At 68.9% G+C, this 24,311-nt stretch carries 22 protein-coding genes; 10 read left to right on the top strand and 12 right to left on the bottom strand.

Annotation, left to right across the window (positions count from 1 at the left end; genetic code table 11):
• Positions 1-565 precede the first annotated feature (565 nt).
• Positions 566-1,564 (top strand): enoyl-CoA hydratase/isomerase family protein, encoded by a 999-nt coding sequence (locus ACZ1DY_RS19865; protein WP_465485314.1) that lies wholly within the window; start codon positions 566-568, stop codon positions 1,562-1,564.
• Here ACZ1DY_RS19865 and ACZ1DY_RS19860 read toward each other — a convergent pair.
• The gene (locus tag ACZ1DY_RS19860) at positions 1,552-2,256 is read right to left on the bottom strand and encodes an SWIM zinc finger family protein (RefSeq protein WP_465485313.1); all 705 of its coding nucleotides are present in this window, start codon (positions 2,254-2,256) and stop codon (positions 1,552-1,554) included. The genes ACZ1DY_RS19865 and ACZ1DY_RS19860 overlap by 13 nt on opposite strands.
• Positions 2,249-5,245 (bottom strand): DEAD/DEAH box helicase, encoded by a 2,997-nt coding sequence (locus ACZ1DY_RS19855; protein WP_465485312.1) that lies wholly within the window; start codon positions 5,243-5,245, stop codon positions 2,249-2,251. Before ACZ1DY_RS19855 ends, ACZ1DY_RS19860 begins: the two co-directional genes overlap by 8 nt.
• Positions 5,246-5,338: 93 nt before the next feature.
• Between ACZ1DY_RS19855 and ACZ1DY_RS19850 the strand changes: the two genes are divergently transcribed.
• Positions 5,339-5,956: a YaaA family protein gene (locus ACZ1DY_RS19850; RefSeq protein ID WP_465485311.1), complete on the top strand. Its 618-nt coding sequence runs from the start codon at positions 5,339-5,341 to the stop codon at positions 5,954-5,956.
• A complete protein-coding gene (locus ACZ1DY_RS19845) occupies positions 5,953-6,618 on the top strand; it encodes a GIY-YIG domain-containing protein (protein ID WP_465485310.1) in 666 nt (221 codons plus the stop codon). Before ACZ1DY_RS19850 ends, ACZ1DY_RS19845 begins: the two co-directional genes overlap by 4 nt.
• Position 6,619: 1 nt before the next feature.
• Here the strand turns inward: ACZ1DY_RS19845 and ACZ1DY_RS19840 are convergent, their stop codons facing one another.
• Positions 6,620-7,048 carry a MarR family winged helix-turn-helix transcriptional regulator gene (locus ACZ1DY_RS19840; protein ID WP_465485309.1) on the bottom strand — a complete coding sequence of 143 codons (429 nt, stop codon included), beginning with the start codon at positions 7,046-7,048 and terminating at the stop codon, positions 6,620-6,622.
• 70 nt (positions 7,049-7,118) lie between these two features.
• On the opposite strand from ACZ1DY_RS19840, the gene ACZ1DY_RS19835 reads away from it, so the two are divergent.
• A complete protein-coding gene (locus tag ACZ1DY_RS19835; protein ID WP_465485308.1) occupies positions 7,119-7,727 on the top strand; it encodes a TIGR03086 family metal-binding protein in 609 nt (202 codons plus the stop codon).
• Positions 7,728-7,975: 248 nt separating this feature from the next.
• The gene (locus tag ACZ1DY_RS19830; protein ID WP_465485307.1) at positions 7,976-9,124 is read left to right on the top strand and encodes a hypothetical protein; all 1,149 of its coding nucleotides are present in this window, start codon (positions 7,976-7,978) and stop codon (positions 9,122-9,124) included.
• Here ACZ1DY_RS19830 and ACZ1DY_RS19825 read toward each other — a convergent pair.
• Positions 9,075-9,950, bottom strand: coding sequence for an alpha/beta fold hydrolase (locus ACZ1DY_RS19825; protein WP_465485306.1), 876 nt, complete (start codon positions 9,948-9,950; stop codon positions 9,075-9,077). The two genes, ACZ1DY_RS19830 and ACZ1DY_RS19825, sit on opposite strands and share 50 nt — an antisense overlap.
• Positions 9,951-10,039: 89 nt before the next feature.
• On the opposite strand from ACZ1DY_RS19825, the gene ACZ1DY_RS19820 reads away from it, so the two are divergent.
• Positions 10,040-10,645, top strand: a complete 606-nt coding sequence (locus ACZ1DY_RS19820; RefSeq protein ID WP_465485305.1) for a TetR/AcrR family transcriptional regulator — start codon at positions 10,040-10,042, stop codon at positions 10,643-10,645.
• Here the strand turns inward: ACZ1DY_RS19820 and ACZ1DY_RS19815 are convergent.
• Positions 10,629-11,348: a TetR/AcrR family transcriptional regulator gene (locus tag ACZ1DY_RS19815; RefSeq protein WP_465485304.1), complete on the bottom strand. Its 720-nt coding sequence runs from the start codon at positions 11,346-11,348 to the stop codon at positions 10,629-10,631. The genes ACZ1DY_RS19820 and ACZ1DY_RS19815 overlap by 17 nt on opposite strands.
• 83 nt (positions 11,349-11,431) lie before the next feature.
• On the opposite strand from ACZ1DY_RS19815, the gene ACZ1DY_RS19810 reads away from it, so the two are divergent.
• Complete coding sequence (locus tag ACZ1DY_RS19810; protein WP_465485303.1) at positions 11,432-12,889, top strand: carotenoid oxygenase family protein; 1,458 nt, start codon at positions 11,432-11,434, stop codon at positions 12,887-12,889.
• 42 nt (positions 12,890-12,931) lie between these two features.
• Here ACZ1DY_RS19810 and ACZ1DY_RS19805 read toward each other — a convergent pair whose 3' ends face one another.
• The 6 genes from ACZ1DY_RS19805 to ACZ1DY_RS19780 form a co-directional block, all read right to left on the bottom strand.
• On the bottom strand, positions 12,932-15,697 hold the full coding sequence (locus ACZ1DY_RS19805; RefSeq protein WP_465485302.1) for a DUF5682 family protein: 2,766 nt from the start codon (positions 15,695-15,697) through the stop codon (positions 12,932-12,934).
• Positions 15,694-16,806 carry an ATP-binding protein gene (locus ACZ1DY_RS19800; protein WP_126736964.1) on the bottom strand — a complete coding sequence of 371 codons (1,113 nt, stop codon included), beginning with the start codon at positions 16,804-16,806 and terminating at the stop codon, positions 15,694-15,696. The genes ACZ1DY_RS19805 and ACZ1DY_RS19800 overlap by 4 nt, the downstream gene beginning before the upstream one ends.
• Positions 16,807-16,825: 19 nt before the next feature.
• Positions 16,826-18,196: a vWA domain-containing protein gene (locus ACZ1DY_RS19795; protein ID WP_465485301.1), complete on the bottom strand. Its 1,371-nt coding sequence runs from the start codon at positions 18,194-18,196 to the stop codon at positions 16,826-16,828.
• A complete protein-coding gene (locus tag ACZ1DY_RS19790) occupies positions 18,193-19,572 on the bottom strand; it encodes a hypothetical protein (RefSeq protein WP_465485300.1) in 1,380 nt (459 codons plus the stop codon). Before ACZ1DY_RS19790 ends, ACZ1DY_RS19795 begins: the two co-directional genes overlap by 4 nt.
• Complete coding sequence (locus ACZ1DY_RS19785; RefSeq protein ID WP_465485299.1) at positions 19,572-20,069, bottom strand: hypothetical protein; 498 nt, start codon at positions 20,067-20,069, stop codon at positions 19,572-19,574. The genes ACZ1DY_RS19790 and ACZ1DY_RS19785 overlap by 1 nt, the downstream gene beginning before the upstream one ends.
• A gap of 71 nt (positions 20,070-20,140) precedes the next feature.
• Complete coding sequence (locus ACZ1DY_RS19780; protein ID WP_465485298.1) at positions 20,141-20,779, bottom strand: haloacid dehalogenase type II; 639 nt, start codon at positions 20,777-20,779, stop codon at positions 20,141-20,143.
• Positions 20,780-20,843: 64 nt separating this feature from the next.
• Here ACZ1DY_RS19780 and ACZ1DY_RS19775 point away from each other — a divergent pair, with 64 nt between their 5' ends.
• A complete protein-coding gene (locus ACZ1DY_RS19775; RefSeq protein WP_126736968.1) occupies positions 20,844-21,404 on the top strand; it encodes a CGNR zinc finger domain-containing protein in 561 nt (186 codons plus the stop codon).
• 152 nt (positions 21,405-21,556) lie between these two features.
• A complete protein-coding gene (locus tag ACZ1DY_RS19770; RefSeq protein WP_465485297.1) occupies positions 21,557-22,366 on the top strand; it encodes a dioxygenase family protein in 810 nt (269 codons plus the stop codon).
• Between the two features lie 142 nt (positions 22,367-22,508).
• Here ACZ1DY_RS19770 and ACZ1DY_RS19765 read toward each other — a convergent pair whose 3' ends face one another.
• Positions 22,509-23,228 (bottom strand): S1 family peptidase, encoded by a 720-nt coding sequence (locus ACZ1DY_RS19765; RefSeq protein ID WP_126736969.1) that lies wholly within the window; start codon positions 23,226-23,228, stop codon positions 22,509-22,511.
• 279 nt (positions 23,229-23,507) lie between these two features.
• On the opposite strand from ACZ1DY_RS19765, the gene ACZ1DY_RS19760 reads away from it, so the two are divergent.
• The gene (locus tag ACZ1DY_RS19760) at positions 23,508-24,203 is read left to right on the top strand and encodes a nitroreductase family protein (protein WP_126736970.1); all 696 of its coding nucleotides are present in this window, start codon (positions 23,508-23,510) and stop codon (positions 24,201-24,203) included.
• Positions 24,204-24,311 lie beyond the last annotated feature (108 nt).

Here is a 24,311-nt window from a genome sequence, read left to right as displayed (position 1 = left end):
GCATGCCCGGTCACCTCTTCCTGGCGATCGGGATCGGCTTCGCGGGCGGGTACTGCTGCTGGCACTACCTGACCGACAAAGGCGGCGCTACCCCGTTCCGCAGAGTGGCCACGTTCGCGCTGGGCTCGCTCCTGTACCTGCTCGGCCTCGGCCTGCTCCTGCGGGGCGCCGATTTGCCGTGGGAATTCGGGCCCTGGGCACGGGCCGTCTGGGTCGGCGTGCTGAGCGCTTCGAGCGTCCTGGTCTCCTTGTGGGGTGTCACCGCCATCAGCATCCGGAGCGGACGCGGACGGCGGCTCACCTTCGTCGGGCTCACCGTGCTCATCCCGGCGCTCCTCGCCTCGACCTTGACCGCGCTGGCGTCCGTGCAGTTCTGGCCCGGAGATCCGCTCACCGGCTGGGCGGCGGCGGGGATCCTCTACGCCACGATCGCTTGGGAGACGATCATGCTGACCAGGTTCTTCCCTGATCCGCCGTCCGCGCAGTTGTCCGAGGCCCGGCGCGAACGCTGAGGCGTGCGCCACAAGCTCCACATGGTCGGACTTCCGACTTTTAGGGTGGCTTCGTGAACGACGTCCAATTCCTCGTCGAGAGCGGAATCGGCCGGATCACGCTGAACCGGCCGCGTGCGCTGAACTCGCTGAACCACGGCATGGTCCTCGCCATGCTCGACCACCTCGAAGCGTGGCGCACCGACCCGGGTGTCCGCGCCGTGCTGATCGACGGCGCCGGTGATCGCGGGCTCTGCGCGGGCGGCGACATCCGCGCCATCTACGAGGATGCCCGAGGTGGAGGCACCGCGTCCCTGCGGTTCTGGGCCGACGAATATCGCCTCAACACCGTGATCTCGCGCTATCCGAAGCCCTACCTCGCGCTGATGGACGGGCTCGTCATGGGTGGCGGGGTCGGCGTCTCCGCGCACGGCAGCCATCGGATCGTCACCGAACGCTCCCGGGTCGGCATGCCCGAGACCGGGATCGGCTTCGTCCCGGACGTCGGCGGCACGTACCTGTTGTCCCGCACGCCCGGCGAACTCGGGACGCATATGGCGCTCACCGCCGGCGCGATCTCGGGGCCCGACGCGATCCACTGTGGACTGGCCGACCATTTCGTGCCCAGCGAACGGATCCCGGACCTGCTCGACGCGCTGGCTGCCCGCACACCGGACGACGCGCTGGAGCTGATCGCCGAACCCGCGCCGCCGAGCACGCTGGCCATGGACGCCGGCTGGATCGATCGGTGCTACGCGGCGGACACCGTCGAGGAGATCCTGGCCAGGCTCCACGCCGAAGGTGACGCCGCGGCCACAGCGGCCAAGGAGATCGAGGCGAAGTCGCCGACCGCGCTGAAGGTGACCCTGCGGGCACTGCGGTCGGCCGCCGCGATGCCCGATCTGGAAACCGCGCTGGCGCAGGAACTCCGGATCTCGACCCACGCGCTCTCGACCGCCGAGTTCGCCGAGGGGATCCGAGCGCAGATCATCGACAAGGACCGCTCCCCGAAGTGGTCCCCCGCCACGCTGTCCGAAGTGGACGACGAGCTCGTCGGCGCCTACTTCGCCTGACCGGTGATCGCCCGGTAGAGCGGCCGCAGCAGGGCGGTGACCGAGGTTCCGTCCACTGTGGCCTTCAGTGGCGGGACCTCATCGAGCAGTCCCAATGGGTCCCCGGCCCGCGGCCGTCGCGTGTTCGTGACGTCGCCGGCCGGGCCCCAGCCGAAGAAGTCGTCCATCACCTCGTCGAGCGCTGGGGTCTCGGCCTCCGCCGGCGGGGCGGTCACCCGGGCGCCCGCCTGCCGCCCGATCTCTTCGAGCAAGGCCGTGCGGTCGCGTCCGCGGAGCGCGAAGATCGCGAACGGGTCCGCCTCCTCCTCGAGCGCGATCAGCCCGGCGACGAGGTGATCGCAGGGAACGCGGGTGCCGGGGCAGGTACAGTCCAGCGACAGCTCCCACGCCGCCTCGGGGAACAGCGGCACCTGCTCGGCGGCGAAGAAGCGATCGATATCGTCCGGGACCCGGCCGTCGAGCAAGGCCGTCTTCGCGGCCTCGTCCGCGACGATGGCGGCGGCGACCGCCGTCCACACCTGCTTGCCGAACGTCGGCAGCCCGATGCGGACGTCGTAGAACCGTTGCCGGGTCACCCGGACGACCGCGACCGCGGCGCCGGGACCGATCGTGAGCGTGTCGACCCGGCAGGGCGGCACAAGTCCTTTGTGGACACCCAGTTCGCCGAGCGCCCGGCGGAATCCGTCAGTCATCGGCCGCCTCCCGCCCGAGCGCGAAGACCTCGCGCAGCGAATCGGTGGACAGCTCCGTGAGCCAGTCCTCCCCGTCGGTGACGACGAGGCCTGCCAGTGCCTCCTTCTTCGTGATGACGGCGTCGATCCGTTCCTCGATGGTGCCGGGGCAGACGAACTTCCGCACCTGGACGCTGTGCCGCTGGCCGATCCGGAAGGCGCGGTCGGTGGCCTGCTCCTCGACCGCCGGATTCCACCACCGGTCGAGATGCAGGACGTGGGTGGCCGCGGTGAGCGTCAGCCCCGCTCCCCCGGTCTTCAGTGACGCGAGCAGGATCGACGGGCCCTCGCCCGACTGGAAGTGCTCGACGATGGAGTCGCGGCGCCGCTGCGAAAGGCCGCCGTGCAGGAAGGCGATCTTCGCGTTCAGCCGATGCGAAAGATGCGGTACGAGCAGGTGCCCGAATTCCGCGAACTGAGTGAAGCACAACGCGCGATCACCGGCGTCCAGGATCTCCGCCAGCAGCTCTTCGAGCCGGTTGACCTTGCCGGAGCGGTGCCCGATCGGCGAGCCGTCGTGCAGCAGATGCGCGGGGTGGTTGCAGATCTGCTTGAGCTTGGTGATCGCCGCCAGGATGTTGCCGCGCCGTTTGACCCCGGCGCTGTCGGCGATCTTGGTCATCATCTCGTCCACGGTGGCGCGGTACAGCGTCACCTGCTCGCGGGTGAGTCGGTACTCCTGGAGTATCTCGATCTTCTCGGGAAGATCGGCGAGCACGGTGGGATCGGTTTTGAGGCGCCGCAACAGGAACGGCCGGGTCAGCCGGCGCAATTCGGTGGCCGCGGCGAGATCGCCCCGGCGCTCGATGGGCACCTCGAACCGCTCGCGGAACTCCTGCCTGCCCCCGAGCACACCGGGGTTGAGCAGATCCGAAAGCGACCACAGATCAGCGAGCCGGTTCTCCACCGGGGTCCCGGTCAGCGCGATCCGGTGCCCGGCGGGGATCCGGCGCAGGGCCTGCGCGGGCCCGGTGTTCTGGTTCTTGACCGCCTGCGCCTCGTCGAGCACGAGCCGGTGCCATCGGATGGCCGCGAGTTCGTCGGCGTCGCGGGCGGCGGTCGAGTAGGTGGTGACGACCAGGTCCGCGCCCTCGGTCCGCACGCGTCCGCGATCCGCGCCGTGGTGGATGTGCACGCGTAGTTCCGGCGCGAATTTGGCCGCTTCCCGTTGCCACGTCCCGAGCAGCGACATCGGGCAGACCAGGAGGGTCGGCCGCCGGTCGCCCAGTGCCCGCTCGATCGCTTCGAGTGCGAGCAGCTGGACGGTCTTGCCCAGCCCCATGTCGTCGGCGAGGCAGGCCCCGAGCCCGATCGACGTCATGAACGAAAGCCAGGCGACACCGCGGCTCTGGTACGGCCGCAGGGTCGCCAGGAATGTCGGCGGCGGCTCGACCGGCTCGATCGTGCGCTGAACTCGGCCGGCGAGGAAGTCGTCGATCCAGCCGTCGGTGGTGACCTCGGTGACCGGCAGCGGTGTTTCGAAGCCGCCGCGGAGCAACGCCAGCAGGTCCGCCGGGGTGGGCAGCGGCGGCTTCTCGCGATCCGGGTCGCGGCGGAGGTATTCGAGGCCGGCGCGCAGCAGTTCGGGGTCCACGCTCACCCAGCGGCCGCGCAACCGGACCAGTGACGACTTCGCGGCCGCGAGCCCGGCGAGTTCTTCGTCGGTCAGCGCGTCCTCCCCGACCGCGAGCGCCCAGCGGTAGGAGGCGAGCTGGTGACGCCCGAGGCGGTGCACGGCGGCCTGGTCGACCGGCGCGCCGCGGACCGAGAGCTTGAGCGCGAGCTTGCGCCTGCCGCCCCAGCTCGCCGGAAGCTGGACGTCGAATCCGGCCGCCACCAGCCGGTCCGCGCCGCCGTCGAGGAACTCCACGGTTTCGGCGACGGTGAGGTCGTAGCTGCCCGGCTTCTCCACCTCGACCGCGGGGCCGAGCAGCGGCAGCACGCCGGCGGCGCGCTCCAGCTCGGCGCTGAACAGGCCCTCGGGATCGGTGAACTTGGCACCGGCCCTGCCGGACCAGACGTCTTCCGCCGGGAGCAGGAGGCTCGGGTCGGCGGTGGAGCGCAGGAGGAACCGCAGCTGCCACTTGGTCCCGTCGCCGGTTTGGTCGTCTGGGTCGTCGGCCGGGCCGTGCAGCGTGGGAACCTCGTCGAGCCGGAAGCAGACGGTGCCCTCGGTCAGATCGGTGTCGCCGACGGCGTCCCAGGCGGTGATGCCCTCGGCGACGATGCCCATGCGCCCCGGCGCCTGGCCGATCCGGTCGTCCGCGCTCTTCAGCGCGTGGAGCCACGACCCGAACGGGCCCTCGCGGCCGTCGCTTTCCGTGACGTGCCCGGCGGCGGCGAGGCGATCGCGGACCGCGGCGTCGACCAGGGTGTGGAGCGCGTCGGTGACGAGCGCCGCCGGATCCGGCCCGGGATGTTCGGCCCGGCCGACCGGCGGCGTGGCCGCGATCAGCGCCCGGACCGCGACCGCGTCACCGCCCCTGGCGACAGGCCGCCAGCGCGCCCGCGCCACGATCTCGTCACGCACGAGCGTGGGCAGCACCCGGCCGCGGCGTACCAGATCGTCCGCCAGCCGGACGACGGCGCGCAGATGGCGGACCGAGGTGCCGTAGCCGACCGTCTCGGCCAGGTCCTCCAGCTCCGACGGGTCGACCAGGAGCGCGGGCACCGACCAGGGTTCCAGCGTCAGTTCCTGTTGCGGACGACCGCGGACGCCCAATTCGGGCGAGGCGACCGGGCCGCCGCGCCGCGACGGAAGCAGCAGGACGGCCGACGCCGGTTTGCCGGGGTGCAAGGCGGTCAGGTCCGCGACCGACGCGGCGAACGGATGCGGCCGGGCCGCGCTCGACGGCCGCATCGACGTCGTCGCCGGACGGTCGCCGTGCTCGCCCCAGAGCACGATCCCGCGGCCGCGGGACCACAGGCCGTGCACGACGAGTGGCGACATGGTCCTCCTTCCGCGGTCTGGTCCCTCCAGCATGCCCGGGACCGATCAGCGTCCGGTCAGCGAGGGGTTGGGCCGACACTTTAGAGTTCTCCGGTGACCGTTCTGAACGCGATCGATCCGCGTGAAGCACTGACGATCCTCGGCTGTTCGAAGGGTAAGAACCGAGGTGGGGAGGCCGCTGGAACCGGGACCGCCTGGCCGGAACCGCTGCTTCGCGCCCGGGCCGATGTCCTGGTGAAGTCGAAGGTCGACAGCGGTGGCTTGCGGCCCGCGTGGCTCCGGTACAGCGGGAACTTCTATCGGAATGTCGGCAGCGCACTGGGCGAGGCGGTCGAAAACGGGCGAACGCTGATCCTCAGCGGCGGCTACGGGATCCTGCGTGCCGACGAGCCGATCTTTTACTACGACCGGAAGCTGAAGCTCACCGACTGGCCGTCCGGTGTGCTCGAAGACGCAGTCATCGAGGAGGCTCGCCGGATCGGTGCGACGAAGGCGGTCACGTTCGTGTCCGCCAGCGCCGACTACGCGAAGCTGATCCGGCGAATCCCTTGGGCCGCCGCGGAAATCGATGCCGTGCTCGTGACGATCGACTTCCACGGCGGTGGCGCACAAGTCGAGGTGCCGCGACGGCTGGCACAGGCTTTCAGCGCGTGGTGGCGCCAGTCACCGTCGGACTATCCGGCCGGAATGGTCGTCGAGGAACTGGGATGAGGGACGCGGATCTCGCCGAGTTCTACGCCTTGCTCGGCAGGTTGGGCACTCCACGACGGCTGCACGGGGCGACCGCCAAAGACGGCTGGCCGAGTCACGGCGTCTACTTCTTCTTCGAGGACGGCGAGCTGCGCACCGACGGGTCTCCGCGGGTGGTGCGCGTAGGCACGCACGGCCTGGGCAGCGGTAGCCGGACGAAGCTGTGGCAACGTCTGGCCCAGCATCGCGGCACGCTCAAAGGCAGCGGAAACCATCGCGCGTCGATCTTCCGCCGTCACGTCGGAACGGCGTTGATCAAGCGCGACCAGGGGTCCGGCGATCTGCTCACCGCGTGGACCGGCAAGCGCCGTCTGCCCGAGTGGGCCGCGGCCGAAACCGAGATCGAGCGGCAGGTGAGCGAGTACGTCGGTCGAATGCGGTTCGTCTGCCTGGCAGTACCCACCGAAGCTGACGGCAGCAGCCTGCGCGGCGACATCGAACGGAACAGCATCTCTTTGCTCTCGAACCGGCGTGACCCAACCGATCGCCCCAGCGCAGGATGGCTCGGCCAGTACGCGACAAGCGAGAAAGTCCGCGCGTCTGGACTGTGGAACATCAACCACGTCGACGAGGACTACGAACCGGAGTTCCTGGCGTCGTTCCGGGCGTTCACAAGCCGCTGACTCACGGCCACTCGGCTTCGGACAGCACACGCGCGGCGCGAAGGAAGGCTTCGCGATCGGCGGCGGGCAGCTGTCCGAGCAGCCGCTCCTCCTGCTCCTGGATCTTCGACTGGGCCGACCTTCGCGCGGCGCGGCCGGCTTCGGTGATCCCCAGCAGCCGGACCCGGCGATCCTTCGGGTCCGGCTCGCGGGTGATCAACCCGTCCTCCTGGAGTTTGTCGAGGGTGCCGATGATCCGGGTCTTGTCCGCCCCGATCGCCTTCGCGAGGGCGGCCTGCGTGCGGACGGGGCCGTCGTCGAGCGCGCTCAGCACCACGTAACCCCACATGGACAACCCGTGCCCGGCCAGCACCGGCGTCTCGGCGTTCATCAGCCGTCGCATCAGCCCGCCGAGCATCGCCGCGAGATCCGGCCTCCCCTGCTCCGCCATGCGCAGACCATACCGACCCCGTTCGCGAAACCTGTTGACGAACTCGTAAGCACATGTAGATGATATGCGCATGCCTATCGATGAACTTCGCATCCTCGACGCCCTGGTGACCCGCACCAGCCTCGACCTCGTCAGCAAGATCACCCCCGCGGATCTGGTCAAGCCGACCCCGTGCAGCGCTTGGACCCTGCACGGCCTGCTGGCGCATATGACCACTCAGCACCACGGCTTCGCCGCCGCGGCCGAGGGCGAGAGCCACCTCGACCATTGGCGCCTGCTCCCGCTGGGCGACGATCCCGTCGCCACCTACCGCGCCTCGGTGAACCGGGTCCTGAACTCCTTCGTCCCCCACGACCTCGCCGATCGGAGGTTCGCCCTTCCCGAGTTCTCCACCGAAGTCACTTTCACCGCGGAGCAGGCGCTGGGCTTCCATTTCGTCGACTACCTGGTGCACTCCTGGGACGTGGCCAAAACCCTCGGCCTGCCACTCGAGTTCCAGCGAGAGGTACTCGACGCCGGACTGGGTTTCGCCAAGGCGATCCCGGACGGGAAGAACCGGACGGCTCCGGGCGCCGCCTTCGGCCCGGCCGTCGACGCGACCGGACAGTCCGATTTGGACACGATCGTCGCACTGCTCGGCCGTCCGCCGTCATGGCCCGATCAGGTGGCCGCGGCCTGAACACATCCCGGGTGCGACGGCCGAACACCGGTCGTCGCACCTCAGGCCCCAATACTCATCGGCACCGGAAAAGCCTTCGCCCGGCCGGACACCGCCGGTGACGGGCCTCCGCGCCCGCCCCGCCGATCCACTCACAGGAGCCTCATTTCTCGCCAAGGGTGAGTGGTTCTTGCTCTTTCAGTGCGACAGGGACCGGCATCGGTGTGATGACCGGTGACACGTTGGCCGAGGTACCTCACCGTGAAAGGATGGATCATTCGCTGGACGCGCTCCGCGGGCGCCTGTTGATCCAATGCAGGTCGACCAAGGTGGATTCGATTCTCGATATCGCCGACAAGGCACACGCGGGCATCGTCCTCACCGGCACCTCTCCCGAGTCCACCGTCCTGCGCCTCCGTGATCAAGGATTCCGCGGCCCGATTCTGTGCGACGCGGATCGATACTCCGGCAAACGAAGGGTCACAGCACGGCGTGGAACCCATCCTGCCTGGATCCGCCGTCAGCGAGACCTCGGATTGATGCCGCTCACCGACTCCGGATACCTCGCACCACGTGATTGGCCTGGACTGAGAACGATCCTCAAGGCTGCAGCAAGGGAAACCGCGCCGGTCGTCGCCGTACTTCCCCTCGCCACGAAATGGTTCTCCAGTCCACCGGTTCACGTGGCGATCACAAGGGAGATCAACAAATACGGAGTGCCGGTCGCGTTCGTCTTCGAACACGACAAAGATCCCTTCGGGGTCCAGTACCTTCTGACGGGATTCCTCCAGGTATTGGCCACTGCGAGTGTTCCCGTTTTCCTGTTGCGGTGCGACGTTTCCGCCATCGGCGCACTCTGCCATGGCGTACACACCGCTGCCGTGGGCACGAGTAGTTCACTTCGCCATCTCTACCCGGCAACGGCCCGCCGCTCCCCACGACCGCCTGGCGTATCGGCCTTCGTGACTCGACTACTCAGCTACCACCGGCTCGAGACCTGTGAACGTATCTTCGCCGGCACACCGGACATCCACCATTTCTGGTCCTGCGAGTGCACCGTCTGCGAAGGCGCCACCCCGGCCCGACTCGACGCGGCCGGACAACCATGGCTCGCGGCATCCCGGCATTCACTCTCTTGCCTGCTCAGGCTCTACGCGGAGATCTTCCGCGGCCTGCGAACGCCCGACCAACTCGTCAGTTCCTGGCATGAGACGGTCAGTCACGCCCTCTACGTCCACGATCAGGTCGCCGAGACCGCCGAGCACTGGCGGAAACCGGCCAACCTCCGCGCCTGGTACGCGATCACCGAGGATCCCTTGCCGCATCGCGGCGAAATCCCCCGCCAGCCGGCAGATCACCAGCCGAGAGTCACGATGCCGCGTCGGCGTGATGCGCGGCCTCGAGGATCCGGGCGGTGACCAGCTCCGGTTTCTCCAGGGAAAGCCCATGAGTCGTCTTGGGCACGACTTCGACCTCGATGTGCGGGCTCAGTGAGCCGAGCCGGGCCGCCACCTCGCGGGCACGGTGGATGACGCTGCGTTCGGCGACGATGATCCGGGTGGGCACGTCGATCCTGGACAACTCTTCCGCGCCGAACAGGTGCATCTCGGGTAGCCGCTGTTTGTACTTGAGCGCGGCGAACAGCAGGGGCCGCACGGTGTGCCGCACGTCCGGATCGCCGGACGCCACCAGCCGCAGGACCCACTTGGGCAGGAACCAGAGGAAGATCTCCCGGAAGCTCCACCAGATGAAGCTCCGGTCGATCACGCCGAATCCGGCGGCTTCGATAGCGACCACACCGGCGATCCGGTCGGTCGTCCGGGTGGCGAGGTTCAGGGCGAGCCAGCCGCCTCGCGAAACGCCGGCGAGGTGGACCTTTTCGTGGCCGGTTCCCGCGAGCACCCCGTCGACGATCTCGGTGAGCCAGTCCGCGCAGTCCTCTGTGGACTCGATGGGCGCGGTCTGGATCGACCGCCCCGGCTCGCCGATCGAGTCGACGGCGTGGATCCGGTGCCGGGCGGCCAGTTCGGCGATATGCGGGTACCAGGACAGCGACGTGCCCATTCCCCCGGAAAGCAGCACGATCGGCGGACCGTCTTCCGGCCCGCAACTACGGACCCGGGTCGGGCCGAATCTCGTCGCGACGTCCAGTTCCTCGGCGGGGAGCGGCCACTTCCGCAGGATCGCGTCATAGGTCGCGAAGAACCGCTCTTCGGCTTTCTTGTCGACGAATTCCCCCAGCATCGGACCTCCTCGAAGTTTTATGGTGCACTTGCACCATAACAGCGGGTGGTCGTTCCGGCCACCCCTCGCCGACATGGCAGAGTGATCGCGTGCCGAAACGTGTCGACCACCAAGAGCGCAGGCGCGAGATCGCGGAGGCCCTGTTCCGGATCGCCGCCGCCCAAGGCCTGCAGGCGGTCACCCTGCGTGCGGTGGCCGCGGAGGCGGGCATCTCGATGAACCTGGTCCAGTACTACTTCCCGACCAAGGAGGAGATGCTGCGGTTCGCCTGGCAGCGGGTCGTCGACCTGACCGCCGAGATCGCCGGGAAGAGCATCGGCGAGGCGATGAAGACCGGGGACGAACGCGCCATCGTGCGCGCCTACCTGACCGCCGTCCTGCCGGACGGTGAGCGCCGCCGCATGCTGGCCGCGGTCCAGATCGCATACTTCGCCGTCGACGTCACGCGCGGGAGCCAGGATCCGGATCAGGAACCGCTGCTGCCCCACCTGGTCCACGCGATCGCCGGCCTGCTCCAGGCCGCCCAGGAGAAAGGTGCCGTCCCCGCCCACCTCGACGCCGGACTCGAGGCGGACGCGCTCGCGACGATGTCCGCCGGCCTCGTCACGGGGATCATGGTCGACGCCTACACGGCCGAGCGCGCGGCGGAGATCGTCGACTACCGCCTCGACGGGTTGTTCACCGGCGTTCGATGAGCGCCTCGATACCGTCCAGGATGCGACCGAGGCCGAATTCGACGTCAGCCTCCTCCATGCCCTCTTCGCCGTACGACTCACCGGAAACCACGGCGGCGACGCGCGCATAGCCTCGTCCTTCGAGGCGCGGGCCGAGAAAAGCGCTCAGCGCGCGGACCTGATCAGGCGGGCTCGCGTTCACGTCCCGAAGCAAGGAAGCGGTACTGCGCACCCAGCCGTCGACCAGGACGGCGCAGCCGGTCACGTCCTGGACACCCAGACCCGAGCTGGCCATCCCCTCCAGGAAGTTCTCCAGCCACCCCAGCAGATTCGGCGTACTCGGCACACTCCGGACCGGCAGGTCGATCAGCCACGGATGGCGACGGCAGCGTTCCAGGAGTGCGCGCGCCCAGGCGGTGACCGCCGCGCGCCAATCGCCGGCGGCCGGCTCCGGCGGCGGACCCCACGCCGCCTCGGCCACCAGGACGAGTAACTCCTCTTTGGAGTTCAGGTACCGGTAGAGCGCGTTCGCGGTGATACCGAGCCGTTTGGCGATCGACGGCATGGACAGCGCCGCGTAGCCCTCCGCGTCCGCCTGCGCGATGGCCGCGTCGACGATCTGTTCGAGGCTGTATCCCGGTTTCGGCCCGCGCCGGGGCGCCGGGGTGCGCCCCCACGCCAGCACGGTGCCCGGCGGCAGCAGCTCGATCTCGACGTCGTCCATGGCCGCATTGTTGCACCCAAAACAGGTAAAGGCATACACTGTTTATGGCATACACAGTTACTTGACGATCTGGGGGATCGACCATGACCGAACCGACCAGGCGGAACGTGCTCCGCGGGGCGGCCGCGCTGGCCGTCGGCGGAGCCGCCGCGACCTTCGCGAGCAGCGAATCCGCCTTCGCCGCGCCGAATCCGCGCCACCCGTTCGTCGAAGGCGCCTTCGAGCCCGTGAAAGAGGAGGTGACCGCGTTCGGCTTGCCGGTCACCGGCCGGATTCCCCAGGATCTTTGCGGGCGATATCTGCGCACCGGCCCGAACGTGCTCGGGCTCGAAGACCCGCGCGCCCACCACTGGATGCTGGGCGAGGGGATGGTGCACGGCGTCCGGCTGCGCGACGGGAAGGCCGAGTGGTACCGCAACCGCTGGGTGCGTTCGTCCGGCGTCGCGGCGAAACTGGGCGAGCGGTACCCGTGGCCGGTGCCCGCCGAGGACTTCGCGCCGAACACGCACGTGATCGGTCACCATGGCCGCATCCTCACCCTTCAGGAGTCCGGCGCACCGCCGTACGAGCTCGACGGCGAACTGAACACGTTGGGGCCGTTCGACTTCGGCGGTTCGCTGCAGGGTTCCTACACCGCGCACACCAAGCTCGACGCCCGCGCCGACGAGCTCCACGCGGTGACCTATCACCCGACGTGGGATCACGTACGGCATCTGATGGTCGACCGGACCGGCCGCGTCGTGCGCACCACCCGGATCCCGGTCAGCGACAGCCCGATGATGCACGACTTCGGGCTCACCGAGAACTACGTGGTCGTCTTCGACGTGCCGGTCACCTTCGATCCGCGGCCGGGAAAGGTGGTGCCGTACAAGTGGAACCCGGACCATCCGGCCAGGGTCGGGGTGATGAACCGCGACGGCGGCCCGGTCCGCTGGTTCGGGGTGGATCCGGTCTTCTACTCGCACACGCTCAACGCCTACGAACGGGGCTCGACGGTGGTGATCGACCTGACCACGATGCCTGCCCCGTTCGAAGTGGCGGGCAAGCAGGGCTTCGGCGGCCCGTCGGCGTCGGGCCCGCCGGTGTTGGAGCGCTGGACGATCGATCTCGCGCGGGAACGGGTCCGGCGCCGTGTCCTCGACGACCGGCCGCAGGAATTCCCGCGGGTCAACGAAAGCCTGGTGTCGCGGCGGCACAGGTACGGATACTCGGCCTCGCCCGGCGAACTGTTCGACGTCTACCTGGACAAGCCCTCCGGTTCCTTCGGCAACGCGCTGATCAAGCACGACCTGCGGAACGGGCGGTCAGAGGTGCACCGCTTCGGCCGGGGCGCCGACGCGAGCGAAGCGGTGTTCGTGCCGTCGTCCCGCAGCAAGTCCGAGGACGACGGTTACGCCCTCGCCTACGTGAACGATCCCGACCGCAACGCCTCGGACCTGGTGATCCTCGCGGCACAGGACTTCACCGCCAAGCCACTCGCCCGCATCCACCTGCCGAGGCCGGTGCCGCTGGGCTTCCACGGCAGCTGGGTCGCCGACTGACGGATCGGGCGGTCGCCGGACATCCGGCGACCGCCCTCGGGTTCACACTCCGGTGAGCACCTCCTCCAGCGCGGCGGCGGACTCCGGATACCGCTGGAGCAGCGCCAAGCCGGCGGGCACTGCGCTCCCCCACGGCTCCTCGCAGCCCAGCAAGCCCGCCACGGCGTCGCAGGAAGCCGGATGCGCTGCGAGCAAAGCGAGGCCGCCGCCCCCGCTCTTCCTCGTCACCGCACGGGGTTCCGGCTGGTCCTTCCACGGCGGGACCCATTCGTCGAGAGCCGCGAGCCTCCCGGGGAAGATCCGGCCCGCCTCACGCACGAGCAGCGGCACCAGCTCCGCGCCGCGGGACCGCAACGTGGTGATCAACGTCGGCAACCACGGCAGCAGCAACCTGTCCGGTAGCTCGGCGAAAGCGTTCGACACCGCCTCGACGACGAAGTCGGCCAATCCGGGCGCCGGTTCCAGCGCGTGGACGAAACCGCTCAGGTAACGCGGATAGGCGGGCAGCACCATCGGGTTCGCCAGCAGTCCGGCGCACCGCTCACGCAGTTCGGCACGCGTGAGGCGGCCGAGCTGGACCTGCGCCGCCCACAACAGCGCCACCTTCGACGGCTCCTCCGGATGCGATCCGGCGATCGCCAGCTCCAGCTGCGTACGGTCGCACCCCAGCGACAGGGCGAGCGACTCCATGCTGAACAGGAAGCCCAGCATCGCGGCGACCTGCTCGACGCCGGCCTCCTCGTCGGCGAAGGCGGCCGGGAGCAGCGTGCAGTAGTGCGCGTACCCCGTCCTCACGAACTCCTCGATCCACCGCGGCAGCACCGGCTCGCTGGTCCGGTAATGCGCCAGCAGCCTCCGCACCCGTCGCAGCACTTCCGGGGCGCCGTCGACGGTGCGTTCGGTGGCCAGGACCTCCAGGGCACGTGTGCCCAGCTCCCCCGCCAGCCGGGCGCTGCGAAGGTAGAGCGTCGCGTCCTCGACCGCGCCGAGCACCTTCGCGGCGGTGGCCTGCGGATGGTAGGCCGCTCGCCGAAGCCGTTGCTCCAGCACCTGTTCGACGCTGACGCCCTCGTAACCCAGCTCGATGAGGGCCCGCTGGTGAGTGCCGAGCGCCAGATCCCACGACTCCTGGATCGGCCGTTCGCCGAGCCGCCGCTCCCCCATGATCGGCCGCGCCGCGCCGCGCGGCATCAGGTAGCGCAGCATCCACAGGAGATCGGAGCAGGGCTCCAGCTCCGGTCTCGACGCGATGTCGAGCAGCGCCCGCTGCACACCTCGTTGCTGCAGCTTGAGGTTCAGCGGCTCCAGCCTGTCGTGCACGTCGCGCGCCAGCGGCGGCAACGCGTCGTAGCCGACCTGGCCGATCCGGTCGCCGCCCATCATGATCTCGACGAGACGGCGCACGTCGCGCCTGCCGGGCACGACGTCCTTTTCGATACAGGTGACCGCCGCGTCCTGGAAGTCGTACGGCGTCGGCTTGGCCCGGTCGCGCAGGCCCGCCAGCAGGATCGAGGTCTCGAACACCGCGATGGCGTCGGCAGTCGAGGCCAGGTACCCGTTGCGGCGCGCCGCCCGGACGATCTCGACCGACCAGCCCAGCAGTTCCGCCTCGTCCAGCCGGTCGAGCACCGGAGGTCGTTGCAGGAAGCCGGAAAGCTGGTCCGATGGATCCACTGCCACCGGATCCGGCGCCGGCGCGGGCAGCGCCGCGGCCTTCTTCCGCTTCGGCCCGCCTACCTGACCTTCGAGCTGGAACTGCTTCACCTTGGTGCGCTTCAGGTTCTTCGCCCACTCGGTCGCGGCGATCGACACCGATCCCCCGGCGAGCCCGAACTGTGCCTCGATCGAGGCATGGCTCGACGGGATGAGCCCGTACTGCCACGTGCTCTCGCTGCGCGGGCTGATCACGAAGCCGTCCGTGCCGTCGACACCGAACTCCGCGACCCGGCTGGCCGCGTGGAACGCGCCGCAGATGTAGAGACAGTCCGCGGGATCCGCGCCCGAGGCGGCGAGGTGCTCGCGCATGCGGGTCCACATGTAGCGCTCGCGGTCTTCGTCGACCCGGACGCGCCGGGTGTCGCCCGGCGCGAGACGGCGGAACAGGCTGCCGATCAGGAACATGACCTGGCGGTAGGTGTCGTGGTCGCTGTCGCCGAGCGGCAGCTCGACGTACTGGTGCCACCACTCCGACCAGTGCCGCACCCGCCCGTGCCGCAGCAGGTGTTCCTCGAGTTCGGCGAACCGGGGCCGGAGATCACCGATCTCGACGCCGACCGCGTCACCGTGCAGCGCGGCCTCTTCCTCGGCGGGCGGCGTGTCCGGGTCGGAGGGCGGCTCACGCTCGTCCCACTGGAACACGTGATCCGCCGACCGATCGACGAGGACGAGCTCGACACCCGGGGTGTCGAGGGCGTACGCGATCGCCTGGTACTCCGCCGACGCTTCGGTGATCGGCGCGACCACGGACAAGGGCGCCCACTCCGCGGGGAATCCCTTCACGTCCGTCGCGAAGGCCTGGACCGCCACCGGGAGACGGCAGTTGCGCAGCTCGGTCAGCAACGGCGCCATGTCTTCGCACAGTTCCAGGTAGACGACCTTCGGCTGCTTCTCCCGCAGGCGCCGTGCCATCGCCACGGCCGACGCCGGGGAATGGTGGCAGACCGGGAAGATCTCCAACGGCTCGCGCACCGCGCGATCGACGTCGTCGACGAGCCCGAGGAGGATGCCCTCCAGTGCACCGGGCCCGTCGGCGAAGGCGGCCGCGGCCTCCTGCAACTGGCCGCGCAACGCCTCGAAGGCGCCGCTCACGAGAGGGAGGCGATCGCGTCGCGGCCGCCGTCGAGGAACCCGGGCCAGTCACCGCCCTCGTCCTTGCTGCGCGGCTCGACGACGCCGTGCAGGTACTTGTTGAGGATCGCCAGATCCTCCGGCTCGCGACGGGCGAGCGAACCGACCAGCGAGGACGCCAGCGTGCGGGCGGTCAGCTCGCGTTCGCCGAAGAAGTTGCTGTGCAGCACCGCGTCTTCGAGTACGCCGATCTGCTCGGCGGTGGACAACGCGGACTCCAGCTTCTCGTCGTCGCTGCCCGCCGACGCCGCCGCGGCACGCAGGTCGCCGAAGCTGCGCAACAGTACGTCGAGCAGCGTGGGCGGCACGTCCAGCTCGATCTGGTGGCGGCGCAGGAGTTCCTCGGTGCGGAAGCGGACGATCTCCGCCTCGCTCTTCTTGTTGGTCACCACCGGGATCCGGACGAAGTTGAAGCGGCGCTTGAGCGCGGACGACAGATCGTTGACGCCGCGGTCACGGCTGTTGGCGGTGGCGATCACGGAGAACCCGGGTTTGGCGAAGACGATGCCGTCGCTGTCCAGCTCCGGTACCGAGATGTACTTCTCCGACAGGATCGAGATCAGTGCGTCCTGCACGTCGCTGGTGGAACGGGTCAGCTCCTCGAAACGGCCGATCGAGCCCGCCTCCATCGCGGTCATGATCGGCGACGGGATCATCGACTCGCGGGACTGGCCCTTGGCGATGACCATGGAGACGTTCCACGAGTACTTGATGTGGTCCTCGGTGGTGCCGGCGGTGCCCTGCACGACGAGCGTGGAGTTGCGGGAGATGGCCGCGGCCAGTAGTTCGGCGAGCCAGCTCTTGCCGGTGCCGGGGTCGCCGATCAGCAGAAGGCCGCGGTCCGAGGCGAGCGTGACGATGGCCCGCTCGACGATGTTCCGGTCGCCGAACCATTTCTGCGAGATCTCGCGGTCGAGGCCGTCGGCGCGCTCGGAGCCGAGGATGAACAGGCGCAGCATCTTCGGGGACAGGCGCCAGGCGAACGGCTTGGGGTTGTCGTCGACCGACTCCAGCCAGTCCAGCTCTTCGGCGTACTTGATCTCGGCGGGGGCGCGCAACAGGTCGGACATGTCTTGCCTTTCGGGAGGTTCAGGAGGTGAGGAAAGTCTTGAGTTCGTGCACGAGCTTGGTGATGTGCCCGGAGATCACCGGCGTGCCGAGATCCTTGAAGCGTTCGCGGAACCACGGGTTCACGCTGCCCCGGCCGGCACTGGTGACCGAGCCGACCGGGATGAACTTCGCCCCGGACCGGTGGATCGCGGCCATGCTCTCGAAGAGCTGCTCGACGCGGGTCTCGTAGAAGTCGGAGATCCACACCACCACGGTGTTCGCCGGTTCGGCGATCTTCGGCTGGGTCAGCGCCATCGCGACCATGCCGTCGTTGCCGCCGCCCAGGTTCGTGCGCAGCAGCGTTTCGAACGGATCGTGCACCCACGGTGTGAGGTCGAGCGCCTGCGTGTCGTAGGCGATCAGGTGAACGTCCACTTTGGGCAGTCCGGCGAAGATCGAGGCCAGCACCGCGCAGTTGACCATCGAGTCCACCATGGAGCCCGACTGGTCGACGACCGCGATGAGCCGTTGCGGCGTGGTCTTCTTCGCGGTCTGCTTGTAGTAGAGGCGATCGACGTAGAGCCGTTCCTCGTCGGGGCTCCAGTTGGTGAGGTTCTTCCAGATGGTGCGATCGAGGTCGAGGTTGCGGAACACGCGCTTCGGCGGGACCGAACGGTCCACCTTGCCGGTCGAGGCCTTCTCGACCTGGGTCCGCAGGACCTCCGCGATCTCGTCGACGTAGCGGCGGATGAGCGATCTTGCGTTGGCCAGCGCCACTCCCGACAGGTTGTCCTTGTCCCGCAACAGCTGTTCGATGAGCGACATGCTCGGGCTCAGCTTCGCGGCGAGCGCCGGGTCGGCGAGGACCTCACGCAGATGCATCCGTTTGACGAGGTCCGCCTCGATGCCGCCGAGCTCCGGACCGATCGCCGGGAGCAGGGTGCTCAAGTCCGGCGCGGCGCCACCGCCGGTGCCGCCGAGGCCGGTCGGGGCGCCGCCGGGACGACCTCCGCGCAGCTCGCCCGGGCGGCACCCCAGCGCACGCTCGAGCCAGCCCGCGTCGGCCTGCCAGCGGGACAGCTGCCCCGCCGTCACCGTGGGCGGCGCCGGAGCGAAGACGTTCAGCAGCACCTTCGACACGAGCGCCGCGCGCCGCACTTCCGCGGCCTTGTCCCGGCCGTCCTCGGCTTCGGGGACCATCAGCCCGTCGAACTCGGCGGCCAGCTCCGGATGACGCTGGACGACCGAATCGACCGCGACGTTCGGATCCAGCACCGCGGAGGGCAGGCCGATGTCCTCGACCACGGCGACACTCGCCGATTCGAGCGTGGCCTGTTCCTCGGCGTCGAAGAGCCGGGCGAGCAGCCGCCAGTACAGGACCTGGCGGCGGTTGTCCTCGGGTTCGGTCATTTCCGCAACAGCCTTCCGGCGCGCTCGCGCAGCACGGCCGCGGCGTCGGTGGCGGCCTTCTCGGCTTTCACCCCGGCCTTGTCCGTGGTGCCGCCTGCCCAGGCTCCGGCGTGCACGGCGGTGGTCTTCTTGCGCACGGTGGTCTCGACGGCGAGCGGCTGGAGGCGGAATCCGCCGTCCCACCGGAACAGGCCGATGCACGCGCTCGAACCCGCGACCGCCTTCGGGGTCAGCGGACCGGCGGCCGGAATGCGATCGGTCTCGACGGAGAGCCGATTCCCGGCGAAGGTGAACGTGAGCGTGTCTTCGTCGCCCTCGACGCCGTACCCCTCGAGGAAAACAGGAACGGCGAGCCGCGCCGGGTGCCGATCCAGCGGCGCGACCGTCGGCGTGACGGCCTTCGGCAGAGCGACACGCGCCGTGGAGAACGCGTCCGCGGGCTCTCCTGGACGAGCGTGTTCGTCTCGCCAGAGCAGGTCGCCCTCCGCGGTGACCGGCATGCCGGCGAGGTCCATCGAGCGGCCCTCACCGATCGCAGTGAGCAGCGAAAGGTGCGGGCGCAGCAACTGCCAGATCCCGGCGCCGATGATCGTGTCCGGCTTCGGCACGGTCACGTTCGCGCGCACGAGCCGCGGGGTGGTGCCGTCATCGGGCTCGAATACGGCGTGGACCTGGGCCTGCGCGGCCGTCGCATGTTCCAGGAGGTCGACACCGATGGGCAGCAGGCGGCCGGTGACCGTGCCGATCGCCGGCGTCGCCGCCGCCCCTGGCAGGGTCAGCAGCATGCCGCGCGACCACAAGTCGCCCCAGCGCCGGGCGGGGATCCGCTCCAACGCCGCGCCGGGACAGGACGCCGCGAGTTCCGCGGCGAAGCCGTCGAGCAGGACAGCCAACCTGCGCAGACTCGGTTCCGCTAGCAGCGCGGAGATCACCTGCGCCGAGGCCGAGATCAAGTCGTGGTCGATACCCTGCCAGCCCGCGCGGGCCAGATCGGCCAGCCAGGACCGTGCGGCGACCAGAAGATTGGGCGATTCCGCCTCGGCGGCCTGCCCGGCGGAGTCTTCGCCCAGCGGACGACCGGTCGCTTCGACGAGCCGCGTGAGAACCGCGTCGTGCACGGAGCCGAACACCGCTATCCTCGCCGCCGCAAGGGAAACGAAGTGCTCCTCGCCCGCGGCACCGGCAGCGGTCTTCTCCGCTGCCTCCGCGACCCGCGCCGCCAGCGGTGACCCGGCGACGGAATCGGCCAGCTCGGTCAGGCCGGCGATCCTCTGTGGACGGAGCAGGCCGGTGACGAGCACGTCGTCGAAGGCGTCGACGACCGCCAGCGCCTCGTCGAGACCGGCGATGGGATCGGTGAGCAGATCGACGCGCATCAGACCACCGCCCTCGTCGGCGGGAACCACTGCAGCTCCGGCACCGGTGCCGTCGACGGCTCGAATTCGAGATAGGCCAAGTGGCGCAAGAACTGGCTGAACACGGAGGCGGCGGCGGTGCTGTCGCCTTGAGACGGACGCGTCGCGCTCATGGTCTGGGAAATGACCTGCGCGGTCGGCTCCGCCACCTCGACGCGCAAGTACCGCGCTACCCGCTCGGCACCGTACTGAAGGGTGGATTCGTTGATCAGGGCGAGAATATGGTTGCAGAACATGCCCCGCGCCCCGCCACAAGGCCGGTTGTTGTTGGTGCTGCAGGAGAATTCGTACGTGCTCGCCGCGACCGACGAGACGTACACCCGGCCGATGTCCGATCCGCTGGACACCACGCCCTGCACCCGTCCGTCGGCCAGTTCGACGAACGGGACCTTCGCGAGCTTGCGCGGGCGAGCGGGTGGCAACACCCTGGCCGTGCTTGCTCTTTCCCAGTCTGACAACGCATCTTCTCCTTGAGGGGTGCCTCGGTGGGGACTGGGATGAACCTAGCGGGAGGCACCGACAGTTTTGCTCACATCCGCGGTTTTGCGAGCTGAACGGCCAGATCGGCGAGTCCGTCGGCCTGGAGATCGAACCGGTCCGCCGCCGAGGGCGGGTCACCGACGGGCCGGGCGACGTACGCCGTCCGCAGGCCGACGCCCTGTGCACCCCTCAGGTCCCACGCGTGGGCGGCGACCATCAACAGCCGATCCGGCGGTGCACCTGAGGCCGTGACGGCCAGCTCGTAGACAGCCGGGTCGGGTTTGTAGGTCCGCGCCTCCTCGGCGGAGAGCGCCTGGTGCCAACGGAGACCGGCGTGGGCGTTGATCCGGAGCAGGCTCGACCGGCCGGCGTTGGATAGCCCGATGATCGGGTACTGCTCGGCAAGCCTCGCGAGTCCTTCGGCAACGTCAGGCCAGGGCTCGAGCTTCGGCACCACGTCCGTGTTAGTGATGAGCTGAGCCGCTTCGCGGTCGAGGACGTCACTCGGGGCGTACGGCCGCTCCCCCGCGACGATGCGCCGCTGCTCGGTCTCGACGTGGCCCAGCCACCGGTCGGCCAGCTCATCCGCATCGGCATCCGGCGCGGCTCGCCGGACCGCGTCGCGAATCCCGGCCGGTTCGTCGACGAGCGTGCCGAGTATGTCGAACACCAGGGCGTCGATCTCCACGGACAACCTCCCGGTAAGGGTTAAAGTGACGGTTAACCGCGAACGTACGAGAGGTCGGTAAGGGATGCAAGTAGCTTTGGACGATTACGTCTGGGCGGCGGGTGTCGCTACCGACCTGGTCAACACCGCCCCAGAGGTCTGGCGCGGCGAAGACAAGCTGTCCGACCTGGCGTCTCTCGCCGCCTTCGCCGAGCTTCGCTCATTGCCCGAGCCCACCCGGCCCGGGGATCTTCGCGCCGTTCACCGGCTACGCGTCACGGTGCGCGATCTGGTCGACCACCCGGACCAGGCGCGCCTCGTCGCCGGAGCCACCGCGCTCACCTCTTCGGTCGGCGACGTCACCCTTCTGACCGGCAGCGCACGGTGGGCCGTTTCGGTCCGGCCTGGCGCGAAAGTCGCGGATTCCCTGGCGCTGGTTTGCGGCGTCGGAATACTCGGCGTCGTCCAGTCCCTCGGCGTGGAACGGTTCCGCGCCTGTGGCGCGCCTACCTGCCGGGGCGCGTTCATCGACACGACACGCCCAGGACGGCGTCGCTATTGCATGCCGGGGTTATGCGGAAACCGCGTCAATGTGGCGAACCATCGGGCACGCAAGCTTTCCCAAGAGGGTTTCGAGACGTCGTAGGCGAAATGCCGTAGCACCGGTTCGCGAATTCGGCCCATCAGCGAATGGTGTCCGCTGCGAAGTATGATGCACGAGAGTGAACTTTCTCGACAGCGGCCGGTCCATGTCGGAAAATCGTATGCGCGCGACACCCTGCAGCCAACTCTTGCCGCGTGCAGTTCCCTTACTCCCATCATTCGGCGAAAAGGAACCCCATGCATGACGATGATGAGCCAGTAGGCCGGGTACTCGGCAGGCGACAGGCGTTGATCCTCCTCGGCGCCGCCGGCGCGACACTCGCCGCCGCCGGATCCGCCACCGCGAGTGCCACCACCTCCAGCCCGGGCGCACCCGATATCTGCACGCTGGACTGCGTGGTCAAGCCGGAACAAATGGAGGGCCCGTACTTCGTCGACGAACGGCTCAACCGCTCCGATATCCGCAGTGAGCCGTCCACCGGGCAACTGGTTCCCGGCACCGCGCTGGCGATCAATTTCACCGTTCAGCAGATCCGTCAGCAGCAGTGCACGCCGCTACCGGGAGCCATGGTCGACCTCTGGCAGTGCGACGCGTTCGGCCTGTATTCCGACATTCCGTCCCAGGGAAGTCGTGGCCGCCGTTTCCTGCGCGGTTATCAGAACACCGACCAATCGGGAGCGGCCCGGTTCACCACCATTCTTCCGGGGTGGTATACGGGACGCACGCTGCATATCCACGTCAAGATCCGGACCGTCGGCACGAACGGCAGGCCGTACGAGTTCACCTCGCAGCTCTACTTCACGCCCGAATTCGGCGCGGCCTATCTGCGGACCGACCCGTACCGGCGGAAAGGCCCGGCCGACACGACCAACAGCCGGGACGCCATCTACCGCAACGGCGGGGCACAGATGCTGCTGCGTCCCCAGCAGACCGGAAGCGGCTACACGGCCGACTTCGCGATCGGTCTCGACCTGTCGAACACCCAGGTCGGTCGTCCCGATTAGGGAAACCCCCAAAGGGTCCTCCCCGGCAACCGCCGGGGAGGACCCTTTGGGGATTTCTACGACAAGACAAACCCGGCGTGTCGCGAAAGCCACTTTCGGGACGTCTGGTGTCCCGAAAGTGGCTTTCGCGGCACCTTCTGCCTCAGACCCCGGCGATCTGCTGGATCCAGGGCCGGTACCGCGTGATGTTCGTGTACGCGGTCGTCGTCTGCCGGTCGCTCGTCGACGCGACGCCGACCTGACGGCCGGAGGCGAACATCGGGCCACCCGAGTCCCCGCCGGCGGTGATGCCGTCGCCGCGGCGCGCGCACACCGCGATGCCGCCGTTGTAGTCACGGCAGGACACCGACGTGACCGACACGTTGGCGACCTTCAGGTAGCGGGACTGGCAGTTGATCTCCGAGCCGCACTGGCTGGTCGCGCCCCAGCCGTAGACCTGGACGGTCTGCCCGACCGAGACGTTCGCGGTGGTGCCCAGCGGCGAGTACGTGGCGTTCACCGGCGCGGTGAGCCGCACGATCGCGAGGTCCGCGCTCGGGTGGCGGGTGACGGTGGAGCCGGTGGCCATGGTGCCGCCGCTCTGCTGGTCGAGGCTGCCGATCCGGAAGGTGAACGTGCCACTGCTGGCCACGCAGTGCTTCGCGGTCAGGATGTACTGCGGCGCGATGATCGTCGAAGTACAGGTCTGCCTGCCGTTGGCGAAGAGCCTGGCCGCCCACGGCCCGCTCGTCGCGTTCTGGCCGCCGATGATCATCGGCTGGACGTCGGAGGACGGTTCCGCGGCGGACGCCACGGGGGCGGTGACGCCGAGCAGCGCCGCGAAGGCGGTGCCGGCGATCAGGGCGAAGGAGCGCAGTCGCATGGTTCCGACTCATTTCTGCGGCCCGGGTTCGGCCGCGCGATGGGGACGGGTGTGCTGATTCTGGGGCGCCGCAAGAGGAACCTGACACCGACGAAAGTCGTGCAGTGGATACCTATCTCCACGCCGCGACGACCACTAAGTGGCGCTCTGGGTACCGGAAACGCCCGCCGGTTACGACGACCGGTGTCCGTCCACTTGAGACAGACGGCGGCATAACCCCGGGGACATAACCCGGCTCCGGGGCTTTCCGAAATCCGGGTCCACCGCCAGAATCGCAGCATGACCACAGCACAGTGGACCCCGACCTACGGCGACCCCTTCGAGCCGGTGCCCTACCGTCCGGCGCGTGTGTCCGCGGAAGAATCGCTGGCCACCGCCGCCGAGTTGCGCCGCCGCATGGACACCCGCCGCACCGTGCGGATGTTCTCGACGGACCCCGTGCCCGAGCAGGTGGTGGTGGACGCCATCGCGGTGGCGGCGACGGCACCCAGCGGCGCGCATCAGCAGCCGTGGACGTTCGTGCTCATCAGCGACGCCGAGACCAAACAGCGGATCCGGGAAGCCGCCGAGGAGGAAGAACGCGTTTCGTACGAGGGCAGGCTCGGCGAGGAGTGGTTGTCCGCCTTGCGCCCGCTCGGAACCGACGCCGTCAAGACCCATCTCACCGACGCCCCGTACCTCATCGTGGTCTTCCAGCAGCGTTACTTCCTCGACGAGGACGGCACCAAGCACAAGCACTACTACGTCGACGAGTCGGTGGGCATCGCGGTCGGCATGCTGCTCACTGCGCTGCACCTGTCCGGGCTGGCCGCGTTGACGCATACGCCGTCGCCGATGCGGTTCCTCGGCGAGCTGCTCGGGCGGCCGCAGAACGAGAAGGCGTTCGCCGTCATCCCGGTCGGCTATCCGGCGGACGACTGCGTGGTGCCGAACCTGGTGCGCAAGTCGATCGACCAGGTGCTGATCCGCCGGTGACCGTCGGCGCGGCCCGGGTGTACGCGCACCCGGGCTGCGCGAAACACCCAGGAACACGCACTCAAACTGCTCATTAGTGCAGTTTACTGCGCACTTTGGCGCATCTCT

Source organism: Amycolatopsis sp. PSD-21 (assembly GCF_055561455.1).
Note: the sequence above shows the minus strand (reverse complement) of the source record. Positions and strands in the feature narration are given on the sequence as shown.